We start from the raw sequence: 25,420 nt of genomic DNA, 5'->3' as shown, positions 1-25,420 counted from the left end.
AGCCATTCTTTTTTTTGTGATTAACTTGCCTGCTTTTTATGACTTTCTTTCAATTTCTCTTCTTGTAAAAAACGATTCGTTTCAGCTACAACAATACCACTTAATCCAATAAGTCCAATTAAGTTTGGAATCGCCATAAGTCCATTTGCAATATCAGCAAATGTCCATACGATGCCTAATTTTAAATTTGCACCAACAGCAATCATGACGATAAAGATCGCTTTATAATATCGTACAGCTCTTTCACCGAATAAATAAGCTACACACTTCTCACCGTAATATGACCAGCCTAAAATAGTAGAGTAGGCGAATAATATAATCGCGATACCGAGAATCATACTACCAGCAGTGCCAAATACAGATTGGAACGCAAGTGTTGTCGCTTCAACGCCAGTTTTACCAGATTTCCATGCACCTGTAGTAATTAATACTAGCCCTGTAATTGTACATACAATAAACGTATCTAAAAAAGTACCAGTCATAGAAACTAAAGCTTGTTTTGCAGGGGAATCTGTTTTTGCAGCCGCTGCTGCAATAGGGGCACTCCCTAAACCAGCTTCGTTCGCAAATACACCGCGCGCCATTCCGATTTGAATTGCAGATGCAACTGTTGCACCGATAAAACCTCCAGCAGCTGCAGTACCATTGAATGCGCCAGAAAAAATAAGTGAGAATGCTTCTGGAATTTGATCGTAGTGATAGAAAATAATAATAAGCCCAGCAATGATATAAAAGAAAGCTTTAATAGGAACGATGTATCCTGTCACTTTTCCGATTTTTTTCACACCGCCTAAAATAACAATGGCGATTAAAAACGACATGAATATACCAGTTAAAGCAGGTGGGAAAGAGAAATTAATTCGCATTGCCTCTGCAACTGAGTTAGATTGCACCATATTACCGATACCGAAAGAAGCAGTTGTACCGAATATAGCGAATAAAACAGCAAGCCATTTCTTACCTAAACCACGTTCTAAATAGTACATCGGTCCACCTGAATATTCACCATTTTCATTGCTAACACGGTATTTCACCGCAAGAATTGCTTCGGCATACTTTGTTGCCATACCGAACAAAGCAGTAATCCACATCCAAAAAATTGCACCGGGACCACCGATCGTCACAGCAGTTGCAACGCCAGCTATATTTCCCATGCCAATCGTTGCGGCCATAGCTGTCATCAGTGCTTGGAAGTGGCTAATATCTCCAGAGGAGGATGTATCTTCTGATTTTTTAAAAGCTAGTTTGTGAGCGTATAATAGTTTACTAAACTGTAAACCCTTTAAACGCACTGTGAGAATGGTACCAGTACCAACGAGTAGCAACAACGTTGGTAATCCCCACACATAGTGATTCATTTGTTCTAATACTGTACTTACTGTCTCCATCTGTATTCTCCTTTTTTAGAAAAAATAAAACCACTTCAAGTGAATGAAATGGTCTCTGGAGAAACAAGGGATAGAAAAATAAACCGATACAAATCGGCTTTTTCTTTCGCTTGTCTCTGTCCTTTTACCTGAGAGATTATCCGCTATAGTAGCGGATTTGCTCCTTCGGTGCTCGTTTTCCTCTGCGCTATAAAAAAGCGAAAGGGAGTCTCTCCAGAGATTCGTCCCCATGCAGTTCTACTTGTAAACAAGACCTGAGAGTTTCAAAGTTGATTCAGCAACTTTTTGCCCCGTCGGTAGATCAATAGACCTTCTCCTGAATGGTTCATCCGAATTATAAAATTAATAACTTATACGCATTAAATGTGTATAGAATCAATAAAAACATTATAGATATACAATTAGTGAAATGCAATCATTTTTTATTTTAAAATAGTAAATAGTTCTATTTTTTTAAAAGTCCTAATTTATCTTCAACTTCATTTAAAGTAGATAAAGCTAGTACAATATGTTGGTCCGCAAGTCCTAAAGCGTGTTTAGTATTTTCAATTGTTTCATTGGATGGAGTAGAGTTATTTGCCCCGTCTATAATTAAATCTGCTGCGTTTTTCATAAATTTAGAAGCAGTCTTAAACTCAGTTGTAAAATAAACTAGCTGTTCTTGTATTTGTACTTCCGATATATTTTCTTTAATTTTCAAAGTGTCTATTTCGTTCAAAATGTTTTCATATTGTTTGGAAACAGCAGTCATTGTAACTAATAGTTTATCTCTATTTACTGAATCTCCGTTCGTGTTAATTTCTTCCCAAGCAGGCAACCAATCTTTTTCGATGATGTCATTATAATTAGTAGTTAATTCATTAATTTTAGGTTGCAATTTAGTTTTGAAAGTTTTTGTATCCGTTGTTTCTACAGTTGCTTTTTCTTTGTTATTTTTAACATTAGTAACGTAGAAAATTGTACCGAAAATGATGAAAATAGAAATAACAACTGTCCATTTAGTAAAAAGTAATTTTTGCAATATGTAACGCCTCCAAAATTAAAAAACTTATAATTATAATATATAACAATAATGTTGTTTGAAGTAGAGAAAATAGGTTCGAAAGTATATAATATATATTTTATATACATAAATAATTAAAGTTAGTAAGATGATGAAAGTAATATGTAAGAAAAGAGGATTTTTAGTGAAAATGAATAGAAGAAAACTAGTTTCAAATATTCCAATGGCTATGTTATTAGTTGGTTTAATTGCATTCATATTTATGAATAAAGAATCTAAAATTAAAGATTTTCCAGTGCCAATGTCAGCAACACATATTAACGATGATAAGGAAGAGGATTATAAATATATAAGTGTAATGCCTATTACAAAGGTAAGTGGATGGGAGAACTTAGGTGAAAACGGGCATACTGCTAGTTTTAAAAAAGGGGTAAGGATGGTAACAGTATTACATTATCCTAATGAAATTACCTATTATTTATTTGAAAAGTAAATCGAATGGCCATAGAAAAATCGTTTTTTTATTAATTTGTTTATAGTTTTTTATATCTTTTTACATATTGTAAAATTGAAGTTCAACCAATAGTAAGAAGGTCTTTTTGTTATAGCAGAGAATATAAATAATGATATAAAAAAATATAAGGAGATGTATTTTATGATGAACGAAGCCTTATATGCGATAGAAGAATACCGAAAGGAATTAAATACGGGTAATATTGAGAAAATAAATAATTGGGTATCAGATGATTTTATTGGCTACTTTGGGTATTACAATGATAGGGATTATGAAGTATATCGAGGGGATACATATAAAGAAGATAATATTGAAACATTAAAGAGTTATGAAGGGCAAAACCCCTATTGGAATTATAAAGATTTAACACATAGTTTAAGGCAAGAGAACGAACTAGTGTTATCTGCCATTGTAGATTTTTATTTACATGATAAGAAAGTAGCATCGGTTTTAGCGATGGAAGTTTTTAAGAAAGAAATAGATGGATGGAAGTTATATAGGCAGCATATGGAAAGATATGCGGAATAATGAGAGAGATTAAATGAAGAAAATTTATATCTTATTGCATCATAATAAAAGATTCGTAGTTGGTGTGTATGAATCTTTTGTTATGATGTATTTTTATGGTGTAAACTTAATTGAAGTTTATAGTGTCTATAATTTTGTTATGTAAACTATTGTAGTGAAGGAAAGAGATAAGATGATTGTAGTTCGATCTTGTGGATATTTCCTGACAAGATATGTATGTATGGTGTCAACTCACAGCATTTATAGATGGTCATTAAAGTTCGAATGAAGAAATGTAGTCGATAACAATAGAAATTAACGTTTGTGTAAGTAAAAGTGCTGCAACTGGGAAATGGAATGTAAGATGAGGGGGAATTAAAAATGTTACTAAAAACAATCTATTGTAAGGTAGAAGCAGAGAAAAAGGAATTGTTTTCAAAAGCACAAGAAAAATGGCGTGATATACAGCATCTAGATGGATTTCATGGACAATTTGGTGGATGGAGTGAAAATGAGGCGTGTGTTTATACTTTATGGAATGATAGGGGTGCGTATCATTCATTTATGAATGGTGCTCACGATACCATTTATTTAAATAGTAATCAAGAAGATACGTTTCTTTCATGTGAAATTGAACTGTTTCAAACATTGTATGATATAACTGATATGCCTTTGAAAGGCGTTGTTACAGAAGGGTCATTTGTAAGAGTTGCAATTTGTGATGTAAAACAACAGAGTGAAAAGCAATTTTTACATAAGCAAGAGGAAATTTGGAATAAAGGAATGAAAAAAGCAAAAGGGATGATAGGTGGAGTAGTTGGGAAGTCTTTAAAAAATGTAAATCGTTACATAGTGTTAACTTATTGGAAAGATGAGATGGCTCATCAAAATTATGTAGAAGAGATTTTCCCTGAGTTGTATAAATTAGCTAATATTCATGAGGATATAGAAAAAGTACAAGGAAAACAAGCTGTATGTAAGGAAGAATGGCTTGTATATTAAGCGCAAAAAAAGTGCATAAATGAATGTATAATAAAGATAATTTCTTATAAACAAGAAATTAATAGAAGACGTTATATACCCTTTCATGTTAATATATTTAAGTTATAATAGAAGGCTTACCCTTTTGTATTGTACGGTAGAAGCAGTGTGAGCTTGAATTTTTTTGAAAAGGATGTGCCTAATTTGCGTATCAATAAATTTATTAGTGAAGCTGGAAAAGCGTCTCGACGTGGAGCAGATAAATTAATTAATGAGAGAAGAGTAATTATTAACGGTAAGGTTGCAAAAATTGGTGACCAAGTAAATCCAGGTGATGATGTACGCGTAAATGGAGAGCAACTTCGTATTGCTCGAGATCACGTATATATCGCTTTAAATAAACCAGTAGGTATTACATGTACGAGTGAAAAAGCTGTAAAAGGTAATATTATTGATTTAGTGAATCATCCATTACGAATTAGTCACATTGGACGTCTTGATAAAGACTCAGACGGTTTAATTTTATTAACAAATGATGGTGATATTGTTAATGAAATTTTACGTGCTGAAAACAAACATGAGAAAGAATATATCGTTTCAGTAGATAAGCCAATTACACCTGATTTTCTAGAGAAAATGGCAGCTGGTGTAAAAATTTTAGGGACGAAAACGCTTCCTTGTGAGATCACACAGTTATCAAAATATGAGTTCCAAATTATTTTAACACAAGGGCTAAATCGCCAAATTCGTCGTATGTGTGAAGCTTTAGGTTATCAAGTATACACGTTAAAACGTACGAGAATTATGAATATTGAATTGAATAATTTACCAGTCGGACAGTGGAGAGATTTATCGAAGAAAGAGAAACGACGTCTATTTTCAGACTTAAATTACGAACCACAAGATTGGTAAAATTGAGAAGGGGAAACCAAAAATCTATTTTTGGTTTCTTTTTTTTATTAAATAAAAAATCTTTTTTAAACACTTGCAAAAATAAAATGAATAAGATATAGTAAATAACAATTAATGGATGTACTTATAAAAGCAAAGAAAAGGACACGAGTTATTTTCCCCGGTTATACAGAGAAGGAAGGAAAGCTGAGAACTTCCTAACGCAGAAAAATAACTTACCACCTTAGAGCTGCACTAGGGAAATACAGTATCTAGTGCCGTGTAAGCGACGTTATCGCAAAAGAAGCCATTATGTTTTTTTGTGATGGGAATCTGGGTGGAACCACGAATATAAGCATATTCGTCCCTAATTTTTAGGGATGAATATGCTTTTTTGCATTCAATTTCATAATAAGCGAAGAAAAGGACACGAGTTATTTTATCCGGTTATACAGAGAAGGAAGGAAAGCTGAGAACTTCCTAACGCAGAAAAATAACTTACCACCTTAGAGCTGCACTGGCGAAATTAAGTATCTAGTGCCGTGTAAACGACGTTACCGTAAAAGAAGCCATTGTATATTTACGATGGGAATCTGGGTGGAACCACGGGTAAAAGCACGCTCGTCCCTATTTTAGGGATGAGTGTGCTTTTTATTATGAAATGGAGAGATGAAAAATGAAAGAACAAATGATTGAAATTAAATTTCCAGATGGTAGCGTTAAAGAATTTGTAAAAGGAATTACTTTAGAAGAAATTGCTGGATCCATTAGCAGTAGTTTAAAAAAGAAAGCAGTCGCAGGGAGAGTAAATGATGGGTTATATGATTTACGCCGAAATATTGAAGAAAATGCGGAAGTAGAAATCGTTACTATAGATTCAAATGAAGGGGTAGAAATTGCAAGACATTCCGCCGCACATATATTAGCGCAAGCTGTAAAGAGAATGTATGGCAATGTAAACCTTGGTGTAGGACCGGTTATTGAAAATGGATTTTATTATGATATGGACCTTCCAAGTAGTGTGAACGTAGAAGATTTACCGAAAATCGAAAAAGAAATGAAAAAGATTATAAATGAAAATGTAAAAATAGAACGAATTGAAGTCTCACGAGAAGAGGCAAAAAAACTGTTTCAAGAAATGAATGATCACCTGAAATTAGAATTGTTAGAAGCAATTCCTAGTGGGGAAAGTGTAACACTATATAAACAAGGTGAATTTGTAGATTTATGTAGAGGACCACATTTACCGTCAACAGGCTATTTGAAAGCATTCCAATTAACTCATGTTTCTGGTGCATATTGGCGAGGTGATAGTAACAATCAAGTGCTTCAGCGAATATATGGTGTTGCGTTCTCTTCTCAAAAAGAATTAGAAGAGTATTTACATTTCGTTGAAGAAGCAGCAAAGAGAAATCATCGTAAATTAGGTAGTGAGCTAGAGTTATTTATGTTTTCTGAAGAGGCTCCGGGAATGCCGTTTTATTTACCGAAAGGACAGATTATCCGAAATGAATTAGAAGCATTTTTAAGAGAAATTCAAAAAGAGTATAAGTATCAAGAAGTACGTACTCCGTTTATGATGAACCAAGAATTATGGGAGAAATCGGGACACTGGGGACATTATAAAGACAACATGTATTTCTCTGAAGTAGACAATAAAAGCTTTGCATTAAAACCGATGAACTGCCCAGGACATATGTTAATGTTTAAAAATAAATTACACTCTTATCGCGAATTGCCAATTCGTATGTGTGAGTTCGGCCAAGTACATCGACATGAATTTAGCGGGGCATTAAACGGATTATTAAGAGTACGTACTTTCTGCCAAGATGATGCTCATTTATTTGTAACTCCAGAACAAATTGAAGATGAAATTAAATCCGTAATGGCGCAAATTGATTACGTTTATAAAACTTTTGGGTTCGAATATGAAGTAGAGCTTTCTACTCGTCCAGAAGGTTCAATGGGTGATGATAAATTATGGGAGCAAGCAGAGGCGTCATTAGAAAATGTATTACATTCATTGAATTACAAATATAGACTAAATGAAGGTGACGGTGCATTTTACGGGCCAAAAATTGATTTCCACATTAAAGATGCTTTAAATAGAAGTCATCAATGCGGAACAATTCAACTAGATTTTCAAATGCCAGAGAAGTTTGATTTAAATTATATAGATGAGAAGAATGAAAAGAAAAGACCAGTTGTCATTCACCGAGCAGTATTAGGATCTTTAGATCGTTTCTTAGCAATATTAATTGAGCACTTTGGAGGTGCGTTCCCGGCATGGGTGGCACCAGTTCAAGTGAAGGTCATTCCAGTTTCAAATGCAGTTCATGTACAATATGCTGATGAAGTTGCAGATAAATTAGCACAAGCTGGCATTCGTGTTGAACGAGATATGCGAGAAGAAAAATTAGGATATAAAATAAGAGAAGCGCAACTGCAAAAAGTTCCTTATGTTCTTGTTATTGGTGATAAGGAAATTGAAAATGGAGCTGTGAATGTACGTAAATATGGGGAAGAAAACTCAGATGTAATGGAACTAGATGTGTTTGTGGAAAGTATGAAAGAGGAAATAAATAATCGGAAATAGAGTTTAAAGAGAAAACACACCAATTCAGAATGGTGTGTTTTCTTTTTAACCTTACAAAAATGTAAGGTAAATGTAAGCGAAATCGAAGGAACGAGTTGTAGAAAAATGAGAATATGAAATAGGAAAAAGGTTTACGTTACCGGTGTAATTCTTTCTGATTGAAAAGTTAAAAAATTCTTAAGGGTTTACATGAGAAAAAGATAAGAAATATGTGAGAAATTAATTTTATACAAAAGGGATGGAGTGAAAGAGATGTCAACAAATGTAGTTACTGTAGAAAGTGTAGAAAAAACGTATGGGAAAAGGAATGAGAATCAGTCAAAAGCGTTAAGGGGTGTGTCATTAAGTATTAAAGAAGGGGAATTCGTCGGGATTATGGGTCCTTCTGGATCTGGAAAAACGACTTTACTTAATGTGATTAGTACATTGGATCAAGCGACAGGTGGTAGTGTGACAATAGCTGGTACAAATATTACTTCTATGAAGGGGAATGCATTGTCAGATTTTCGATCTCAAAAATTAGGGTTCATTTTTCAAGATTTTAACTTACTAGAAAACTTATCAATTTATGAAAATATTGCTTTACCACTCTCTCTGCAAGGTGTACCTTCAAGTGAGATTACTGGAAAGGTAAATGAGGTGGCGAAGAAATTAGGAATTACTGAAATTTTAACAAAATATCCAACTGCGGTTTCTGGTGGACAAAAGCAAAGAACAGCGGCAGCACGAGCTTTAGTACATAATCCAGCAATCGTATTAGCAGATGAACCGACAGGAGCGCTTGATAGTAAAAATGCAAAAAGCTTATTAGAAGCGATGCAAGATTTACATGAAAATCACAATGTAAGTATTTTAATGGTTACACACGATGCATTTAGTGCGAGTTATTGTGAGCGTATATTATTTATTCAAGACGGCCTTCTTTATAAAGAGTTAAAGCGTCAAGGAACACGAGAAAATTTCTATCAAGACATTTTAGGTGTGCTCGCTCATATGGGCTCAGCTGCTGAGTCTAAGTAGGGGGTGAGACTATGTTATTCAAATTATCACGTCATAGTATGAAAAAGATGTTAAAAGATTATATGGTTTTACTTATTGGTCTCGTTATTAGTATTAGTATTTTCTACATGTTTCAAACGATGGCGATGAATAGTGAATTTACGAAGGATAATAGTCTTATTAGTAGTATTAGACTCGTATTCTGGGTAGGTGCCATACTATTATCTTTCATTACTGTATTTTATATTATATATGCCAATTCTTTCTTGCTCACATTAAGAAGAAAAGAACTCGGTATGTACATGATGCTCGGTGCGAAAAAGAAAAAAGTAGCACAGTTATTATTTATTGAAACATTCGGTATGGGTATTGTCAGTATTATTATCGGGATTTTAGTAGGGATGTTACTTGCAAGTGTAGCAGGAAACTTTTTAATGAATGGTATGGAGATTTCTGCAAAAGGTAGTTACTCATCTGTATATACACCAGCAATCTTAGTTACAGCTATTTTCTTCTTAATACTATTTTTTATTACTGGTTTAATGAATAGCATCCGATTATTACGTAAAACAGAACTAGAGTTAATTCGTGAAGATGAAACACTAGATGAAGTGAAGAAAAGTAAAACTCGCATTATTATAATGACTGTACTTGGTGTATTACTGGTAAGTACAGGATACTATTTTATGGTAAATATAAAAATGTTTGCTGAAGTTGGTTTTATAATAGCGACGATCGTTACAACACTTGGAACATATTTTATTTTTAGTTCATTGCTCCCATTTTTTGTGATGAAAATAAAAGGGAATAAAAAACGAAATGAAACGGGTTTAAATAGTTTTACATATGCACAGCTACGCTTTCGAGTAAATAGCTTATCGAGAGTACTAGGTACGGTAGCGATGTTAATTGCATTAGGCGCAGGCGCAATGACAGCAGGTATGGCGTTTCAAAAAAATGTAGGTATTATGACAGACTTTTCTCGTGTATATGATGTTGTAATTCATGATCCAAATGATCAAGATAAAGCGGCCTTAAAAGAAATGGAAATTGTAGAAGAAAGCAAGTATAAGTATAAAGTAGATGGAGAAGCGGTTTATTATTTACGTAATGATTTAACTGAGAAACCACCACTCGTTTCCGATCACTTTGATACAAAAACTTTAAAAGAGCCTGCTCGTAAACGTGTGGCTGAACCTTTAACTGAACCTGTTTATACTGCTTTGGAAGCTCCCGAAGCAGCGAATAAGCTTCCTCGTATGCCAAGAGATTGGGAAGATGCAGTTGTAAGAGAAATACAAATTACACATAATCAGTTTAACGGAAAACCTGTAAGAATTGCTGATGAAGAACACTACAAAGCAGTTCAAGGAACGGAACATAGTGTAACATTAGCAAAAGTAGATGATATGAAAAAATATAAACCATTGTTGCTCGATATAGATAAGAGGCAAAAAGAATTAATTGAAACATCAACAGGTACAAAAGTAGAACTATATACAAAAATGACCATTTATCAGTTTATGAACAGTTTCATGAGTGGAACAATGTTTATGGGATTTTTCCTTGGAATTGCCTTTTTAGCAATGATGGCAAGTTCGCTTATGTTCAAAATATTAACAGGTGCTTCTCGTGACGTACGTCGTTATGAAATGTTACGAAAAATCGGTGTGAGACGTAGTATGTTAACAAAAAGTATATATAAAGAAATTTCATATTTATTTATCTTCCCGGCGATTATTGGAATTTCCCACGTGTTAGTAGGACTTAACTTATTTAGCTTTATATTAGTTGACCCGTTTGTAAAAGTGTGGGTGCCAATAGGGATTTTCTTAGTTATTTATTTCATCTATTACTGGATAACTGTCCAACTTTATAAAGGTATGGTAATGCCGAAAGAAGAGGTAGCTAAATAGTTTATGAAAAGAGTCTTTGTTTAGAAAACAAGGGTTCTTTTTTTATTTTAGTAATACATTGTGATTAAGTCTTCCAAAGATTAATGTATTGAAAATTAAGAAAATATTAAGAGTTTATATAGCAGAAAGTTAAGAAGTGTATGGGATATTAAGAATGTGCAAAAAATCAAGGTGAAATTGTTGTACATTTATACTTTTTTGGTAGTTTTGCAGAACTAAATTGATATTTTTATAAATTTAAAAGAAAGGAAACTACTTATGAAGAAGATGAAAAAATTAATTAAACTCATTGGTGTCATCACTATACTATTATTAATCGTAGCACTAATATTTCCTACATGGACCTCGCAAATAAAAGGAAAAAACAGTATAAGTACATTAGAGCAAGTAGAGATAAATGGAAGTGGTCATGAAATTATGATACGCGGCAAAGATAAGAACAATCCGGTCATTATTTTTGTACATGGTGGACCAGGTACTTCAGAAATACCATATGCTCAAAAATACCAAAACTTATTGGAAGAGAAATTCACAGTTGTTAATTACGATCAAAGAGCGAGCGGGAAATCGTATCATTTCTTTGAAGACTATTCGAATCTTACATCAGAACTTCTTGTAGCAGATTTATTAGCTTTGACAGATTATATTTCAAAACGTCTAGGTAAAGAAAAAGTAATATTGGTTGGCCATTCTTACGGTACATATATTGGAATGCAAGCTGCCAATAAAGCTCCTGAAAAATATGAAGCTTATGTTGGCATTGGGCAAATGAGTGATACAGTAGAAAGTGAAATGGATAGTTTAAACTATGTGATTGAACGGGCACAAAATGCTGGGAATACAGATGAGGTTTCCTATTTAAATGGGTTGACTGAAAAAATTAAAAATGGTGATACATATACTCCGAGAAATTATGTTGTGAAATATGGTGGAACATCAAGACTCATTGAAAACCCAGATGGTGATAACATTGGAATGTTACTCAGTAATGAATATAACTTGTTAGACGTAATTCGTTATAACGTTGGATTATCACATTCTCAAACGGTCTTATTAGAAAAGGATTTAAAGAATCCATTGCCTAATAAGGTGACTAAAATGAAGCTACCGTTTTATTTCCTTATGGGGAAATATGATTATAACACTTCATTACATGCGGCAAAAACATATTTTAATACGATTGAAGCAGAGAAAAAAGAATTTATTACTTTTGAGAAATCCGCGCATTATCCGCAATTTGAAGAGAAGGAAAAGTTTTATGAGTGGATGTCTGATACATTTGTAAAATAAATAAAGTGTATCCCAACTATAGAGAATTAAAAAGTTAGCAAGATATATCATTACAAAAAGCGAAGTTAAATAAAAAAGACTCTTGTATAAAAAAACAAGAGTCTTTTTGTAATGTTCTTTATATAGAAGGGAAATATTGGATAATGGTCGAAAAATATAATGTAACTTCCAAGAAATGACTAAAATAATACTATTTTGTCGAGAGAAAGGATACGAAGTATGAAAGAAATGCTACAGTTATTTCGCAACAAAGTGTATGCACGATTTTTCCTAGCAAATATTTTAGAGCGACTCGGTTCTATGATTGCTGGAATTTCTTTAATATTTTATTTTTGGGAAATGCATGTATACAATTTTTCTCTCCATCAGAACAGTCGATGATACAGGGAGTAGTTGAATTAGATCAATACAGTGCAGCAGCGGGTATGAATCAAATAGTAAATAGTTTGTATGCTTTGTTTGGTGTAGGAATTGCAACAATGGGCTGGATGTATGAAATTGTAGAAGAGTCATTCATGGGACGTGTTCAAAGTTTACTAAGTCCATTAACGACAGGATTCCAGCTGTTATCTCTCGGTGCGATAGCAATGTTGTTCCCGAAATGGATTCGTGCAGATACATTGTTTATTATTTTTTGTTACTTGTTTATATCAAGCCATTTTACCTAGTGGGAAGAAACGGGTGCAAGGTATAGCTGAAGAGGTGTAATATATGTGGCTTTTGATTTCTGAATATTCTATCGGAAGGTAAGGGGAAATCGTTATGTTGATGCGAATTGCTAAATGGTGTGGGATTACTTGTTTACAACTAGTAGCTGCAATCTTATGTATAATCTGCCTAGGTGCGCTGCCGCGTTTATTTAAGGGATTGCAAATTGATTTAATTGGTTTTTGGAACACGATTGTCTTTCTTGGAGGGAAGTTACTTCAACCAGGTGAAATTACATATGGGTTTCGGAACTCAAGAAAATTATTTCCGCAAATTTGGATTCATTATATTGAAACGATGATTGTATTTCTATCAGCGTTTTTACTATCTTTGCTTATAGCATATATACTTGTCGTTTTGGTATTGCAGCGTTCTCATATGAAACAGAAAATGTGGAACGGGATTTTTCTTACGCTCGAGAGTATACCGGATATATTACTTATTTTATTATCACAACTTCTTGTCGTAATTATGTTTCAAAAAACAGGATTTATGCCGGTCAAACTAGCTGGATTAGGGGAAGAAAGAATACGTTTGTTACCGATTATATGCCTTACTATACCAACAACATTATTGTTTATTAAACTTTTGTTATTACGATTTAAAGAAGAATTAGAGAAAGAATATAGTTTATTTGCTAAGAGTAAGGGGCTAAGCTTACGGCATATTTTGACACATCATATTTCAAGAAATGTTTTATTGACGACAATTTATTATGCGAAAACAAATATTTTATTTATGCTTTCAAATTTATATATTATCGAATGGATTTTCAATACATATGGAATGTTTGTTTTTGTAAAAGAAAATTCTAAATTAGAAATATTTACAGTGAGTCTAGTAATATTATACGTACCGCTTTTTATACTATTTCGTATATTACATACGCTTTTACAAAATGTTATAAAGGAGCGTGTGTAACATGTGGCAAGTTGTAAAAAGAGATGTGAGATTTTGGATAGGTATTACTTTTTTGAGTGTACTAATGATTGTTAGTATTGGATATACGGTGTTTTTTGATGGGAATATTCGTGAACTTACGATGATGTATAACGAAAAAGGGGAACTAGAGGCAGCCCCATTTTCACCATCAAGTAAATTTTGGTTTGGAAGTGATGTGAAAGGCCGCGACCTTGTTCAATTAATAATAGAAGGCGCGAAATGGACAGTTGGAGCAAGTATCATTATAGCGATAGTACGAGTTATAGTTGGAGGGGGAATTGGTTTACTTCTTGGTATGTATAGTAAACGTTCTTTTCCAGTTATTTCATCCTTTTTTGATCCTTTTAGCATTGTACCAATGGTTATGATTTCTTATTTTATGTTAAATGAAGTTTTGACGTTTGACAGTGGAGCAGAAGTTGTGCCGTTGTATTTGCGTGTGGCATTTCAAATTATAGTTCTTGTATGTCTTGCGGTACCAACGGTTATATTGTATGTAGCGCAAGAAGTAAAGCGTATTAAGAAAGAAGAATTTATGTTGGCAGCTACTGTGCTCGGCGGAAGTAAGTGGCATCGGTTGAAGCGCCATATATGGCCGCATATGTTACCCCCATTTCTTTTATTAGTAGCTCAACAATTTGTAAGTACTTTATTGCTTCTTTTACACCTTGGTTTGTTGCAATTATTTTTTGGTGGAACAATAACCTTCAGTGGAATGGACCCAGATAGTGTAACAAAAGAATGGACGGGTTTAATTGGTCAAAACTTCCGCCATTTAACGACTCATACATGGATTGTACTTATACCGATTGCTTTTTATAGTATGACAATTCTTGCGGGAAATCTAGTTAGTAATAGTATGCAAGATGCGATTAAACTAGGAAATGTAAGAATGCCTAGGAGTAAGGATAAAGAAGTAAAGGAAGAGAAACAAATACAATCTACTGTGAATGATTTTTCTTTCTATAGAGATATACAAAAATAAAAAAAGATAGCTGAAGACAAATCGTTTTCAGCTATCTTTTTTTCGTTTCATTTAGTGGTGTCCAGTTAATAGAGTAAACACTATTATTAGTAAAAATCCACTAGTTGCCCACATGAAAAATGTAAGGAAAGAAAGCTGTTTCTTTGCCTTCCAAAGCATTTCATGAATTGTAACATAGCCAAGTGAACCGATAGCACTTCCCATAATAAGCCCTTGTAAATGTATGGCTTTGCCTTCCATCAAAATGCCAAAAACAGTACCGGTACCGAGAATAAGTGAAAGTAATAAAGTTGTTAGTAAAAATGAAATATATTTATGCTTTGTAAAGAGAAAGGGGATAATTAAAGCTAATCCTTCAGGAATATGGTGAACGACAATTGCTATTAAAAAAGGAATGGCAGAGTCAGCATGATTAATAAAAGCTGTACCTAAAGCAAAGCCACTCGGTAAATTATGAATAAATATAGCAAAAGAAAGAAAAAGGAAAGTTTGCCATGCTTGTTGATCTTTTTTATGTATCATTGGATGATGACAATAGTTATCTAATAAGCTCATAACTAAAATACCGATAGCTATACCGAGTATAGGGCCAATTATTTCATAGCTTGCAAATGTTTCAGGAATAATTTCAAGGGATAAAAGACCGAGCAAAATTCCGCCACATAATGCATATAAACGATGCATTTTTTCTTCAATTAGCTGGCGCGTAGCAATGCCGACAGCACCACCTAATAGTAATCCTCCGAATGAAAAAAATGTAACTATCATAGGAATCCATAATCGTTCCATCGTATCACACTCCGATTCTTCCACTTATTTTTAGCTTACGAAAAGGAAAGTTAGATTAGTCCAAGTAATTGTGTTTGATTATAGAGAAAAAACTAACAATTCGTTATAATTTATATATTATATTTAAATGGAAAAATGAAATGGGGAATACAATTGCAAACAAAATGGAGTCTATCTGAATACGAAAATCCAAAACGATATGATATAGAAAATAAAAGTTTGTCAGATTTTCCGTTCTTACTATCATGGGCACAAAAACTAAGTATACAAAATGAATGGATTCTAGATATCGCCTGCGGAACAGGAAGGATTACAATTCCATTTATAGAAAACGGATATCAAATGATTGGTGTAGATATACATGAAGGTATGCTTGCTGAAGCGAAGAGAAAATCTAAGGAGTGTAAAAAAGTAAAATGGCTACAACAAGACTGCTTACAATTAAAGATTGAAGAAACGATTCCGTTCGCATTTATGGTTGGCCACGGATTTCAGCATTTTCTTACGAATACTGATCAAAATAAGTTATTAACATCTATTCATCATGTGTTAGCTGATAATGGTATATTCATATTCGATACACGTTTTCCTTCAAAAGAAGAATTAATACAACCATCTACAGAAGAATATTGGATAACTGTTAGTGATGAAAAGCGAAGAAAATGTGATCTGTATACTGAAATGACATATGATTCAATTCAGCAAATACAGCACTACATAACAACAAGAAAGTTTTATGAGAATGATGTACAAGTAGAGGAACTGAAAACAACGATTGATCTTCGCTATACGTATCCCCAGGAGTTAGAAAGATTATTAGCAGCGAATGGTTTTGAATTATTACATATATATAATGATTGGGAAGGAAATGAGTTAGGGGAAGACTGCTATTCTATGGTAGTAGTTTGCCGGAAGCAAAAAAAGTGTTATTTTTAAAATATGAATGTGAAAAGCTTTTAAGGAGAGAAAAAGATGACTTGGTACTTAGATAATGTTTATGAAATAAATAAAGAAGCGCCCTATACATTCTATCTTCCTAGCTCAGAAGTTTTGGAGAAATTAAAGATTGGAGATTTGGTGAAGCTAATTTTTGTATCTAAAAATGAGGAAGAAGATGGGTTTCATGGCGAAAGAATGTGGGTTAAAATCACTGAAAGAAGTGAGAAGAAGTTTGTAGGGGAACTGGACAATGATCCGTATCGTTTAGATTTAAAAATAGGTGATAAAATTTCATTTGGAATTGAAAATATATGTGATACAGAATATGATGATCCAGCTTCAAGTGACTGGGATTTCTATTTTGATACGAAGGTAATTGTTAGTGATGATGTACTTGAAAAAAGAGAATTTAACTTTATGCTTAGAGATAATTCAACAGCAGAGAGCGATCCAGATTGGTCAATTTTAAGTGGCTATGAAAGTAATGACTATGTAAATGATCCTAAAAACTTTCAAATTATTTCAATTGGAGTCATATTGAATATAGATGATTCTATTTTAGAATTTCTTGAGGAACCACCTTTATGTGCATATGAAAGAAACGATGAAGGTAGATTCTATAAAATTGAAGACTATGATTGGGATGCTTATTTAAATGGATAGGAGAAGGTACTACTTGTTAAAGAAAAGCACATTTTGTTTCGGAATCATATTAACGTTTTTATTAAGCGGATGTATTAGTTTTGGTAAAGAAACTACAGATACAATATATTTAATTCCTGAAGAGTACGAAGGGGATTTAATTGTTGTGTACAACGTACCTGGTGCTAAGTTGTTACCGAAGGAAGAAGAGTTTAGTGTTGTTACTTTCGCAGCTGACGGGACTGCTTTGACATCTACAAAAGATATGAAATATGGTACAGTGAATGATTTATATTACACAGTAAATAAAGAAGGGAAGCGTACAAAAATTGATTCGAGCTGTATACACCTTGCTTCAACTGGAAGTAGAAGCGAAAATTCGTGGGAATTTCCATTTGCAAATTTAGAGGTAACTCGTAAATCATGTTCTCAAGAATTTTCAGCCAATGGCAGAGAGGTAACAGAGAATCAAGAACATCCTGCTGAAAAGAAGATGAGAGATTTAATGCAGCATGTACAAGAACAGTATATGAATAAAGTGAAATAGTTATTATGTTAGAACGCAGAAATTTAAAAGTGGTGAAAATTGAAGAGAGTAGTAGTAAATGGAGGGTTTTGTAATGCAGCAAATTAAAAAAATAGGAAACTCATTTTGGTATATGACACCTGTTTCTGAAACAGATAGACCTATATTAGGAATGGTCGTTGGACGAGATAAAACTTTAATGATTGATGCTGGAAATTCAGAAGAACATGCACAATTATTTCTAGAAATGCTACAAGAACAGAATGTATCAAGTCCTGATTTCGTAGCATTAACGCATTGGCACTGGGATCATATTTTTGGATTACCTGTACTACAAAATGCATTAACTGTTGCGCATGCTGAAACGAAAAAAGAAATGCAGACACTAGTATCTTATAAATGGACAGATGAAGCGTTGGACGCACGCGTAAAAGAGGGTAATGAAATTGAATTTTGTGCGGATTGCATCAAGAAAGAGTTTGAAGAAAAAGCGAGAAATATTAAAATTATTCCTCCAACCTTAACGTTTCAGGATCAAATTGAATTAGACCTTGGTGAAGTGACATGTGTGTTACAACATGTCGGCGGAGATCATGCACATGATTCTGTTGTTATTTACGTGAAAGAAGAAAAGATATTATTTTTAGGAGACTGTATATATGCAGATATCTTTTCTTCAAAGTGGAACTATACGACGAAACGAACGTTTAAATTAATAGAAGAATTGGAGGCGTTTGATGCTGAAACATATATTCTTTCTCATGGGACAGCGATAAATCGGGATGAGTTTTTACAAGAAATACATTTACTAAAAACAGTAGGAACTTATACAGAAATACATAAAGGCGATGAAGAGAACATAAAAGCAGCGTATAAACGAGACGTAAATAGAGAATTAAATGAAGATGAATTAGAAACAATAACGTTTTTTGTAAATGGTTATGAGATGAATAATCAGTAAGACACTACATGAATCAAATATAATTAAACTGCACAAAAAGAGTATTGAAATTTAATTCAATACTCTTTTCAATAGTTAAATATGTAGTTTCAACCAAATGCTAATTAGAGGGTTACATCGTTTGAAGTGATGCCATTCTATTTATTTTTCGTATAGATAAGTTTTCAAAATGAAGCTTTCTTCGCTAATTCAGTTATATAGTTGAAAAATCCGTTGTGGTTTACATCATAAACGACATTTACAGGTCGCCCACTATCAAACTCCACTGTACGCCCCTGGCTAGGTCCATATGTATGAACAATACTATTAATCGTTTGAGTTTTTGCAAGATTAGTGTTTCCGACAAATGCAGTAGTTAGTACATCCCACAAATAATAAGTAGAGTTCGTTGAGAAGTGAACGAGGGGAGGAACCATTGCATAGCATTGACCAAGGAAATCCACACCAATATATTTACGCTCTTTCGCCCACTGTTCACGTATGTCTATAGTTAATGGGACTTGGTTTGTACTTTCTAGTGTCACTAAGTCGATTTTAATTTTTGATTCCCATACACGAGCTACTGCTTCAGGATCCCAAAACGAATTCCACTCAGCTGTTCCATCATGTTCTGGTTCATGTACATTGCCGGCAGTACGAAATGTTCCTCCCATCCAAACAAGGCGCTCAATTTTCCCCTCGATTACAGGTGCTTCATATAGTGCACGGGCTAAATCGGTAAGAGGACCTGTAAATAATAAAGTTGTTTTCTCTTCAGTTTGTAGTAGGGTTTCAATTAAATGATGATGTGCAGGTTTTTCTGCTACGGGTGTGACAACTTTTCCAGACTCATTTAAAATCGGTAAAGCATCTACATAAAATGCATGCATCCGCCAGTCTTTTGGAAATGGATTTTTCGCACGGGAATTTGATGCAGCTACTTCAATATTTTCTTTGCCGAAACGATCAATAATTTTGCGACTTGCAGACATTGCTGGTTCTAAATAGCAATCTGCTGGGATAACTGAAACACCTTTAAGCTCGACATTATCCATCTGTAGTAATAAAAATAGTGAAATTAAATCATCTACACCACCATCATGATTGAAGTACACTTTTTGCATCATTGTAATCTCCATCCTATATGATTTAGTTAGAAATTAAATATGAATTGTGGAAAAATCATCAATAATTTCCACCACTTCAATTTCGCCATTAATCAGTAACTCAGGGAGTTCATTACTATCGTTTCCTCTCCAATACTCTCTAGCTTGCTCAATTTTTTGAGAGAAAGGAATACCGTCTTCTTTCGGTAAAAGATTCTCGTCACCTTTAAAAGAATTACCGATTACTCGTAGTTTAACAATTTGTAAAACTTCTCGATTGTAAGAATCAAATAATGCTTTCCATTTTAATGCATCTTCGTAGCTCTTTGCAGCATATAAACAAGATAACCTGGAAGGGTATTCAGGGAATTCTTGTAGTCTTACCATTTCTACAATTGTTTCTCTAACGGCTCTAATTGTTTGATCCATATAATTCATAACTACTTTAGTATTTTCATTATTTATATGTAATTCTTCATTTGTATAATGTTCTTTTAAAATTTGCATGGGATCTTCACCGTTAGAATTCAAATGTTCCCTTTCAAAAAAGAAATGAAAGAGGGTATTCGTTTGATTTTTATCGAAATGAATGATTTGTCCAATATTCATTTTTTTCCTTGTTACGATGTGATATGCGTAAAACGCTTGTTTATCCATGGTTATCCTCCTAGTAGTAACTATCAGGTATTACAAAGTTAAATTTAATAATTCAACATTGAAATATATAAAACCTTTATAAATAAAAGTGAGAATTTGAGTAGAAAGTATAGTAAATATATGATAACGCTTTAAAAACGTTCACAAAATGTTCACTTACGAAGAGGTTTCCACAATCGATATAATGACAAAGACTTAAACAGAAAGGATGATAGAAATTGCCAACAACAAGAAAAGAAAGCCTCCAATTCGGTATGATGATGTGCCTTGGGATGGTTATTGTAATGACGTTTTATAATTTACTACTGAACGGAGCAGGAGAGCCAATTCATATTAAGGAGATCGCATTAGAACTAATAATTGGATTCATTATTGCATTATTAATTGAAATATGTATCGTTGGACCTTGTGCGAAAAAAATTGTATTCATGTTACCGTTTGATAAATCGAAGAAAATAAATATTATAGTTGCGATGGCGACAGCTATGGTAATCGGAATGGTTTTCTTTATGTCTTTTTACGGAATGGCTATGATGTATTTACATGGTGGACTACAAGGAGACTCATTTGTATCGATGTATTTTTCAATTTTTATTAAAAATTTCATTTTGGCGTATCCATTACAATTAATTATTATGGGGCCACTTGTGCGTTTTTTATTTGGAAAGTTTGTTATGAAGAATAAACCTGTTAATATAGCGTAGTTATAATTATTAAAATAATATATAAAGATAAAAAAATAAAAACACATCTCAAATATTTTGAGTTGTGTTTTTTATTATTCATTTGTAGCTATCTTCATACTGATGTGACATTTGTCCTTTTGCCTTTATAGGATTATAGCTTTTAATTAAGTCAGAAATAGAAGATTAGGAGATGATTTTTTGAAAGGCATTGTATTTGCTGTTTTAGCTGGTGTATTTATTACACTTCAAGGGACATTTAATGTAAAACTTAGTTCACATATTGGTATATGGTCAACGAGTATTATAACGCATTTCATTGGATTCCTTATTGCAACAACAATATTTTGGTTAAAGAAAGAAGAGAAAATAGCGGATTTGAAGGATGTGAAAAAAATATATTTAGTAGCTGGTGCACTTGGTGGGTTAATTATTTGTGCAGAAACAATAGCAATACATTCAATGGGAGTTACATTAACAGCTGGAACACTTATGGTTGCTCAATTATTAACAGCAACTTTTATTGAGATGAAAGGATTATTTCAAATAAAAAAGATACAGATAGAGAGATATCATATTGTGGGAACAATAGTAATGATTATAGGTATTGTTGTATTTAATATGTAAATGAAAGGAGGAAATGAAAGTGGAGAATAGATCAGATTTAATTATTCATTATTTGAAAACCAATAAAACACTAGAGGCTTTTTCAGAAATAGATACAGCTTATTTTCAATTAAATCATTTTGAAAAAGGCGAGCTGATTTGCAATATAGATGACGAAATGGATCGTTTATATTTTGTTGTTAAAGGTAAAGTAAAAGTTTACACGATTACACCAGAGGGAAAGAAACTGATCCTTCGTTTTATTAATCCATTGGCGGTTGTTGGTGATATTGAATTCATACAAAATAGTAAAGCGCATAATGCTGTTGAAGCTTGTTCAGAAGTTGTAGCGATCTCTATTTCCCATACGGTTATTAGAAATAAGTTATTACAAAGTCCTAAATTAATGAATTTTTTGCTTGAAAACATTGCGAACACATTAAAAATATCGACTCGTTTTACAGCTCTTAATTTACTGTATCCAGTAGAAGTACGTGTAGCTAGTTATTTACTTTCTATTTCCACTGACAGTAACGGGAATATGTATAAAGAAGACTTGGATGCGACTTCTGTATCAAGTATTGCGGATTTTATAGGAGTAAGTTATCGGCACGTAATTCGGGTGTTACAAAAATTTTATAAAGAAAAATTAATTGAAAAGAGAAATGGAGTTATTGTAATTAAAGATTTTTTTGGAATGAAGGAAGTTGCTAAAGATAATATATATGAGTAATGAGAGGGAGAGAAAGATTTTGATTGGATTTAGTTTAGCGATAGTAGCTGGAATATTAATTAGCGTACAATCTGTTTTTAATGCAAAGGTAAATGAAAGTGTAGGACAGTGGTTAACATCAACATGTGTTCTTGGAATAGGTCTCATAAGTTCTATTCTGTTTTATATCATGACAGAAAACAGTATTAGCATTAAATTTTATACTACAAATTATTTGTTTTATATAAGTGGATTGTTTGGCATTGGGTTAATTATTTGTATAATGGGTGCAATAAAGAGTTTGGGTCCAGCGTATACGGTGCTCATTAGTCTTATTACTCAATTAGTTGTTGCGTTATGTATTGATACATTCGGCTTATTTGGAATAGAAAGGGTTTCCTTACAAATAAATAAATTAATTGGAATAGCTCTTTTAATTGTAGGGGTAGCAATTTTTAAAAATCTTTTTTTGAATAAAAAAGCTATTAAAATAACTGAGGATGAGATTTAAAGTATATAAAGGCAAAGGTATTAAGAATCAGATTATATATTTATGTAGTAGAGAATGCCTTTCTTATATGTCCTATAAGTGAAGGTTTTATATCTATTGAATAAAAACGTGAGTTAGCAATTAGCGTAGTTGAAAAGAAGACATCGATACGTGGAGGTCTTCTTTATTTATATTGTTTTGAGGTTATATGAACTTAAGTATAGGGGTATAAGAAGTGGCTTTAGGCAAGAAGAATATGACCGAAAATATAATATTACTAAACATATATAACTAATGCATGCAATGTCTCTTTCAATTATTATATTGAAAATAATTTTATGGTAAAATCTTTAACATAATGAAATAAAGGAGTAGTATTCTATGGGGTATTTCTCAAATAGTTTATTAGTTTTGTTTGTTCTTATCGTCTGCAGTTGTATGATTTTTGGTTGATACTATAATGATAGATTTATATAAAAGAAGTTAACTGAGGTGAGGTTAACTTCTTTTTATTTTATGTTGAGAAGGAATTATTTTGTTCTTATGGAAGTTTGTTTAAGTTAATTACATATTAAGGGTAATTTTGTGAAATACAAACAAACGAGAGAATAAGGAGAATTTACATGAATAATAGTATAAATTACACAATGGAACACCCAACAGATTTCAATGGATTATTAGCTTTATACGAATTTTTAGGATGGAATTCTCTTAAATTAACGGTTAATGAATTGGAGAAAATGTGTAAACAAAGTTGGTATGCAATATATGCTTTTAAAGAGCAAAGATTAATTGGGATGGGACGAGTAATATCAGATGGGATAATTACGGGCATTATTTGCGGTGTATGTGTAATGCCACAATATCAGTCCATTGGTATTGGAAAAGAAATAGTAAAGCGATTAATCCAGCACTGTGAACAAAACAAGGTTATTCCCCAACTTATGTGTGTGGAAAAATTGCAATCTTACTATGAATCTTTAGGATTTGAGGCATTCTCTATTGGGATGACAAAACATATTATAAGATAGCCGCGCTTTATATTTTCGATTTACTCGTACATATTTTCAAACTTCATTATAAAGGAGAATTGCTGTATGGAGATTGCTAAAGGGGTAGAAATGTTACAACTTGAGTTTCAAGAATTTATTATTCACCCAATTCTTTTATGGGATGATGAAATGGCAGTTTTAATAGATACTGGTTTTCCTGGACAATTTGAAGATATACAAATAGAGATGGAGAGAGTTGGGGTATCATTTGATAAGTTAAAAGTCGTGATTTTGACGCATCAGGATATAGATCATATAGGTAGTCTTCCAGAGTTATTGCAACGCTGTGGAAGTAATATTAAAGTTTATGCGCACGAGTTAGATAAGCCATATATTGAGGGAGATTTACCTTTATTGAAAGATGGAAAAGTCGAGAATCCACCAAAAGGAAAAGTGAGTAATACTGTGATTGACGGGCAAGAACTTTCGTATTGCGGTGGGATACTAATTCTACATACTCCAGGGCATACACCGGGCCATATTAGTTTATATTTGAAACAAAGTAAAACTCTTATTGCAGGAGATTCTATGTATAGTGTGAATGGAAAGTTAAGAGGAATTCACGCCCTAACTACTTTAAATGTTAAGGAAGCGCAGCAGTCTTTGAAGAAGTATTTAAATTTAGAAATTGAAACTGTAGTTTGTTATCACGGGGGATTATGTAAGGAGAATATACATGAACAAATTAAAAAATTGTAGAAGATGAAGATAAGTATATTTTTGTTAATTAATGCTAAAATATAATCTAATTATTAGTATATAAAAAGGCATGTTTGAAGAAATACAAACATGCTTTTTTATTAAAGGAAACCCATGTAATATTAACGGCCTAATCCGTTCCAATAAAAAGAAACGATTTCTTGTGCTAATTCATCTATATTAGCAATAATGGGATTGTGATTCTCATCTTTAAAATTCCCAATTGATAATAAAGATACGAATGCATGAGCCGCAAACTTAGCGTTGCCTTTTGGGATTTCTCCAATTTGCATTGCATGATCAAGTGCTTTTTCTAATACTTCATACATGTTGTCTTCAGCATTTTTTAATTGCTTCAATTGTTCTTCAGATAACGACAGTTTTGCATCTTTCATAAAATTCTTCATATCAATATCCATCGTTGCGTGTAAGTAGACTTTAGCGAAGTCCAATAATCTTTCTTTTAAAGTCTTATTTGTAGAAAGGATTTGAGACATATTCTCGCGTATACGTACCATCATTTGAATCATAGTAGCGGTAAATAAATCTGCTTTTGTTGAATAGTAATAGTAGACGGTTGCTTTCGTAACACCACAAACTTTTGCGACTTCATCCATGGAAACGACTTGATAATTTTGAGTAAGAAATAACCGAGTTGCCACTTCTAAAATAGTTTCTTTTGTAGATTTTGTATTTTTATTCTGACGAGGCCTTCCGAGGGGACGTTGTTTTTGTTCCAAATCCATTCGCTCCTGACATGTATTGTTGAGATAATTATAACACAAATTTTTATTCATTCTTGATTAATTAACCGACCAGTATATATAATTAATATTAGAGGAAAAAAGGAAGGTGGGTT

The 25,420-nt window shown here is 32.9% G+C and carries 26 protein-coding genes, 1 pseudogene, 1 riboswitch and 2 other annotated features; of the genes and pseudogenes, 21 read left to right on the top strand and 6 right to left on the bottom strand.

All coding sequences use genetic code 11. From position 1 onward, the window contains the following. Positions 1-20 precede the first annotated feature (20 nt). Positions 21-1,388 (bottom strand): alanine/glycine:cation symporter family protein, encoded by a 1,368-nt coding sequence (locus ACTFOB_RS02645; protein WP_440024362.1) that lies wholly within the window; start codon positions 1,386-1,388, stop codon positions 21-23. A 106-nt stretch (positions 1,389-1,494) separates the two neighbouring features. Then, a riboswitch (glycine riboswitch) is annotated at positions 1,495-1,615 on the bottom strand. Positions 1,616-1,833: 218 nt separating this feature from the next. Further along, positions 1,834-2,409 (bottom strand): hypothetical protein, encoded by a 576-nt coding sequence (locus ACTFOB_RS02640; RefSeq protein WP_440024360.1) that lies wholly within the window; start codon positions 2,407-2,409, stop codon positions 1,834-1,836. A 130-nt stretch (positions 2,410-2,539) separates the two neighbouring features. Here ACTFOB_RS02640 and ACTFOB_RS02635 point away from each other — a divergent pair, with 130 nt between their 5' ends. The 11 genes and pseudogenes from ACTFOB_RS02635 (at position 2,540) to ACTFOB_RS02585 (ending at position 14,720) form a co-directional block, all read left to right on the top strand. After that, the gene (locus ACTFOB_RS02635) at positions 2,540-2,884 is read left to right on the top strand and encodes a hypothetical protein (protein ID WP_440024359.1); all 345 of its coding nucleotides are present in this window, start codon (positions 2,540-2,542) and stop codon (positions 2,882-2,884) included. A gap of 162 nt (positions 2,885-3,046) precedes the next feature. After that, positions 3,047-3,433, top strand: coding sequence for a DUF4440 domain-containing protein (locus ACTFOB_RS02630; protein WP_440024357.1), 387 nt, complete (start codon positions 3,047-3,049; stop codon positions 3,431-3,433). 360 nt (positions 3,434-3,793) lie between these two features. Then, on the top strand, positions 3,794-4,414 hold the full coding sequence (locus ACTFOB_RS02625) for a DUF4937 domain-containing protein (RefSeq protein WP_440024355.1): 621 nt from the start codon (positions 3,794-3,796) through the stop codon (positions 4,412-4,414). A 183-nt stretch (positions 4,415-4,597) separates the two neighbouring features. Continuing rightward, positions 4,598-5,305, top strand: coding sequence for a pseudouridine synthase (locus ACTFOB_RS02620; protein WP_140392455.1), 708 nt, complete (start codon positions 4,598-4,600; stop codon positions 5,303-5,305). A gap of 126 nt (positions 5,306-5,431) precedes the next feature. After that, positions 5,432-5,656, top strand: a binding site (T-box leader). 37 nt (positions 5,657-5,693) lie between these two features. Continuing rightward, positions 5,694-5,916: a binding site (T-box leader), on the top strand. Between the two features lie 44 nt (positions 5,917-5,960). Then, the gene (gene thrS, locus ACTFOB_RS02615) at positions 5,961-7,880 is read left to right on the top strand and encodes a threonine--tRNA ligase (protein WP_440024353.1); all 1,920 of its coding nucleotides are present in this window, start codon (positions 5,961-5,963) and stop codon (positions 7,878-7,880) included. A gap of 252 nt (positions 7,881-8,132) precedes the next feature. Next, complete coding sequence (locus tag ACTFOB_RS02610; RefSeq protein ID WP_000106429.1) at positions 8,133-8,900, top strand: ABC transporter ATP-binding protein; 768 nt, start codon at positions 8,133-8,135, stop codon at positions 8,898-8,900. 11 nt (positions 8,901-8,911) lie between these two features. Next, positions 8,912-10,795 (top strand): FtsX-like permease family protein, encoded by a 1,884-nt coding sequence (locus tag ACTFOB_RS02605; protein ID WP_440024351.1) that lies wholly within the window; start codon positions 8,912-8,914, stop codon positions 10,793-10,795. Between the two features lie 258 nt (positions 10,796-11,053). Continuing rightward, entirely contained in the window at positions 11,054-12,085 is a 1,032-nt protein-coding gene (locus ACTFOB_RS02600) for an alpha/beta hydrolase (protein WP_440024350.1), read from the top strand. A gap of 219 nt (positions 12,086-12,304) precedes the next feature. After that, positions 12,305-12,793 (top strand): annotated as a pseudogene (locus ACTFOB_RS02595) (hypothetical protein). Between the two features lie 54 nt (positions 12,794-12,847). Further along, complete coding sequence (locus tag ACTFOB_RS02590; RefSeq protein WP_440024349.1) at positions 12,848-13,714, top strand: ABC transporter permease subunit; 867 nt, start codon at positions 12,848-12,850, stop codon at positions 13,712-13,714. Position 13,715: 1 nt separating this feature from the next. Continuing rightward, the gene (locus ACTFOB_RS02585) at positions 13,716-14,720 is read left to right on the top strand and encodes an ABC transporter permease subunit (protein WP_440024348.1); all 1,005 of its coding nucleotides are present in this window, start codon (positions 13,716-13,718) and stop codon (positions 14,718-14,720) included. Positions 14,721-14,771: 51 nt separating this feature from the next. On the opposite strand, the gene ACTFOB_RS02580 is transcribed toward ACTFOB_RS02585, so the two are convergent. Continuing rightward, a complete protein-coding gene (locus ACTFOB_RS02580) occupies positions 14,772-15,509 on the bottom strand; it encodes a ZIP family metal transporter (protein ID WP_440024346.1) in 738 nt (245 codons plus the stop codon). A 135-nt stretch (positions 15,510-15,644) separates the two neighbouring features. Between ACTFOB_RS02580 and ACTFOB_RS02575 the strand changes: the two genes are divergently transcribed. The 4 genes from ACTFOB_RS02575 (at position 15,645) to ACTFOB_RS02560 (ending at position 18,577) form a co-directional block, all read left to right on the top strand. Next, a complete protein-coding gene (locus ACTFOB_RS02575) occupies positions 15,645-16,445 on the top strand; it encodes a class I SAM-dependent methyltransferase (RefSeq protein ID WP_440024344.1) in 801 nt (266 codons plus the stop codon). Positions 16,446-16,481: 36 nt separating this feature from the next. Continuing rightward, positions 16,482-17,111, top strand: a complete 630-nt coding sequence (locus ACTFOB_RS02570) for an immunity protein Imm33 domain-containing protein (protein WP_440024342.1) — start codon at positions 16,482-16,484, stop codon at positions 17,109-17,111. Continuing rightward, positions 17,104-17,637 carry a DUF6843 domain-containing protein gene (locus tag ACTFOB_RS02565; RefSeq protein WP_440024341.1) on the top strand — a complete coding sequence of 178 codons (534 nt, stop codon included), beginning with the start codon at positions 17,104-17,106 and terminating at the stop codon, positions 17,635-17,637. The genes ACTFOB_RS02570 and ACTFOB_RS02565 overlap by 8 nt, the downstream gene beginning before the upstream one ends. 73 nt (positions 17,638-17,710) lie before the next feature. Continuing rightward, positions 17,711-18,577, top strand: a complete 867-nt coding sequence (locus ACTFOB_RS02560; RefSeq protein WP_440024339.1) for an MBL fold metallo-hydrolase — start codon at positions 17,711-17,713, stop codon at positions 18,575-18,577. Between the two features lie 164 nt (positions 18,578-18,741). On the opposite strand, the gene ACTFOB_RS02555 is transcribed toward ACTFOB_RS02560, so the two are convergent. Beyond that, complete coding sequence (locus tag ACTFOB_RS02555; RefSeq protein ID WP_440024337.1) at positions 18,742-19,695, bottom strand: nucleoside hydrolase; 954 nt, start codon at positions 19,693-19,695, stop codon at positions 18,742-18,744. Between the two features lie 21 nt (positions 19,696-19,716). Then, complete coding sequence (locus tag ACTFOB_RS02550; protein ID WP_440024336.1) at positions 19,717-20,319, bottom strand: DUF2441 domain-containing protein; 603 nt, start codon at positions 20,317-20,319, stop codon at positions 19,717-19,719. 218 nt (positions 20,320-20,537) lie between these two features. On the opposite strand from ACTFOB_RS02550, the gene ACTFOB_RS02545 reads away from it, so the two are divergent. The 6 genes from ACTFOB_RS02545 to ACTFOB_RS02520 all read left to right on the top strand — a co-directional run bounded on the left by ACTFOB_RS02545 (position 20,538) and on the right by ACTFOB_RS02520 (position 24,561). Further along, positions 20,538-21,023 (top strand): DUF2798 domain-containing protein, encoded by a 486-nt coding sequence (locus ACTFOB_RS02545; RefSeq protein ID WP_440024335.1) that lies wholly within the window; start codon positions 20,538-20,540, stop codon positions 21,021-21,023. 180 nt (positions 21,024-21,203) lie between these two features. Continuing rightward, complete coding sequence (locus ACTFOB_RS02540; protein WP_440024334.1) at positions 21,204-21,629, top strand: DMT family transporter; 426 nt, start codon at positions 21,204-21,206, stop codon at positions 21,627-21,629. 19 nt (positions 21,630-21,648) lie between these two features. Then, positions 21,649-22,341, top strand: a complete 693-nt coding sequence (locus ACTFOB_RS02535; RefSeq protein WP_440024332.1) for a Crp/Fnr family transcriptional regulator — start codon at positions 21,649-21,651, stop codon at positions 22,339-22,341. A 19-nt stretch (positions 22,342-22,360) separates the two neighbouring features. After that, on the top strand, positions 22,361-22,831 hold the full coding sequence (locus tag ACTFOB_RS02530) for a DMT family transporter (RefSeq protein ID WP_440024787.1): 471 nt from the start codon (positions 22,361-22,363) through the stop codon (positions 22,829-22,831). A 602-nt stretch (positions 22,832-23,433) separates the two neighbouring features. After that, the gene (locus ACTFOB_RS02525) at positions 23,434-23,841 is read left to right on the top strand and encodes a GNAT family N-acetyltransferase (protein WP_440024331.1); all 408 of its coding nucleotides are present in this window, start codon (positions 23,434-23,436) and stop codon (positions 23,839-23,841) included. Between the two features lie 66 nt (positions 23,842-23,907). Continuing rightward, a complete protein-coding gene (locus ACTFOB_RS02520) occupies positions 23,908-24,561 on the top strand; it encodes an MBL fold metallo-hydrolase (RefSeq protein ID WP_440024329.1) in 654 nt (217 codons plus the stop codon). A 122-nt stretch (positions 24,562-24,683) separates the two neighbouring features. Here the strand turns inward: ACTFOB_RS02520 and ACTFOB_RS02515 are convergent, their stop codons facing one another. Further along, entirely contained in the window at positions 24,684-25,307 is a 624-nt protein-coding gene (locus ACTFOB_RS02515) for a TetR/AcrR family transcriptional regulator (protein WP_440024328.1), read from the bottom strand. Positions 25,308-25,420 lie beyond the last annotated feature (113 nt).

It is taken from the genome of Bacillus cereus group sp. MYBK79-1 (genome assembly GCF_051915365.1).
Lineage (GTDB): Bacteria > Bacillota > Bacilli > Bacillales > Bacillaceae_G > Bacillus_A.
Note: the sequence above shows the minus strand (reverse complement) of the source record. Positions and strands in the feature narration are given on the sequence as shown.

Coding starts and splice junctions, on each gene's coding strand:
- ACTFOB_RS02645 (WP_440024362.1), bottom strand. CDS start 1,388: ATGGAGACAGTAAGTACAGTATTAGAACAAATGAATCACTATGTGTGG.
- ACTFOB_RS02635 (WP_440024359.1), top strand. CDS start 2,540: ATGATGAAAGTAATATGTAAGAAAAGAGGATTTTTAGTGAAAATGAAT.
- ACTFOB_RS02630 (WP_440024357.1), top strand. CDS start 3,047: ATGATGAACGAAGCCTTATATGCGATAGAAGAATACCGAAAGGAATTA.
- ACTFOB_RS02625 (WP_440024355.1), top strand. CDS start 3,794: ATGTTACTAAAAACAATCTATTGTAAGGTAGAAGCAGAGAAAAAGGAA.
- thrS (WP_440024353.1), top strand. CDS start 5,961: ATGAAAGAACAAATGATTGAAATTAAATTTCCAGATGGTAGCGTTAAA.
- ACTFOB_RS02610 (WP_000106429.1), top strand. CDS start 8,133: ATGTCAACAAATGTAGTTACTGTAGAAAGTGTAGAAAAAACGTATGGG.
- ACTFOB_RS02605 (WP_440024351.1), top strand. CDS start 8,912: ATGTTATTCAAATTATCACGTCATAGTATGAAAAAGATGTTAAAAGAT.
- ACTFOB_RS02600 (WP_440024350.1), top strand. CDS start 11,054: ATGAAGAAGATGAAAAAATTAATTAAACTCATTGGTGTCATCACTATA.
- ACTFOB_RS02590 (WP_440024349.1), top strand. CDS start 12,848: ATGTTGATGCGAATTGCTAAATGGTGTGGGATTACTTGTTTACAACTA.
- ACTFOB_RS02585 (WP_440024348.1), top strand. CDS start 13,716: ATGTGGCAAGTTGTAAAAAGAGATGTGAGATTTTGGATAGGTATTACT.
- ACTFOB_RS02580 (WP_440024346.1), bottom strand. CDS start 15,509: ATGGAACGATTATGGATTCCTATGATAGTTACATTTTTTTCATTCGGA.
- ACTFOB_RS02575 (WP_440024344.1), top strand. CDS start 15,645: ATGAAATGGGGAATACAATTGCAAACAAAATGGAGTCTATCTGAATAC.
- ACTFOB_RS02570 (WP_440024342.1), top strand. CDS start 16,482: ATGACTTGGTACTTAGATAATGTTTATGAAATAAATAAAGAAGCGCCC.
- ACTFOB_RS02565 (WP_440024341.1), top strand. CDS start 17,104: ATGGATAGGAGAAGGTACTACTTGTTAAAGAAAAGCACATTTTGTTTC.
- ACTFOB_RS02560 (WP_440024339.1), top strand. CDS start 17,711: ATGCAGCAAATTAAAAAAATAGGAAACTCATTTTGGTATATGACACCT.
- ACTFOB_RS02555 (WP_440024337.1), bottom strand. CDS start 19,695: ATGGAGATTACAATGATGCAAAAAGTGTACTTCAATCATGATGGTGGT.
- ACTFOB_RS02550 (WP_440024336.1), bottom strand. CDS start 20,319: ATGGATAAACAAGCGTTTTACGCATATCACATCGTAACAAGGAAAAAA.
- ACTFOB_RS02525 (WP_440024331.1), top strand. CDS start 23,434: ATGAATAATAGTATAAATTACACAATGGAACACCCAACAGATTTCAAT.
- ACTFOB_RS02520 (WP_440024329.1), top strand. CDS start 23,908: ATGGAGATTGCTAAAGGGGTAGAAATGTTACAACTTGAGTTTCAAGAA.
- ACTFOB_RS02515 (WP_440024328.1), bottom strand. CDS start 25,307: ATGGATTTGGAACAAAAACAACGTCCCCTCGGAAGGCCTCGTCAGAAT.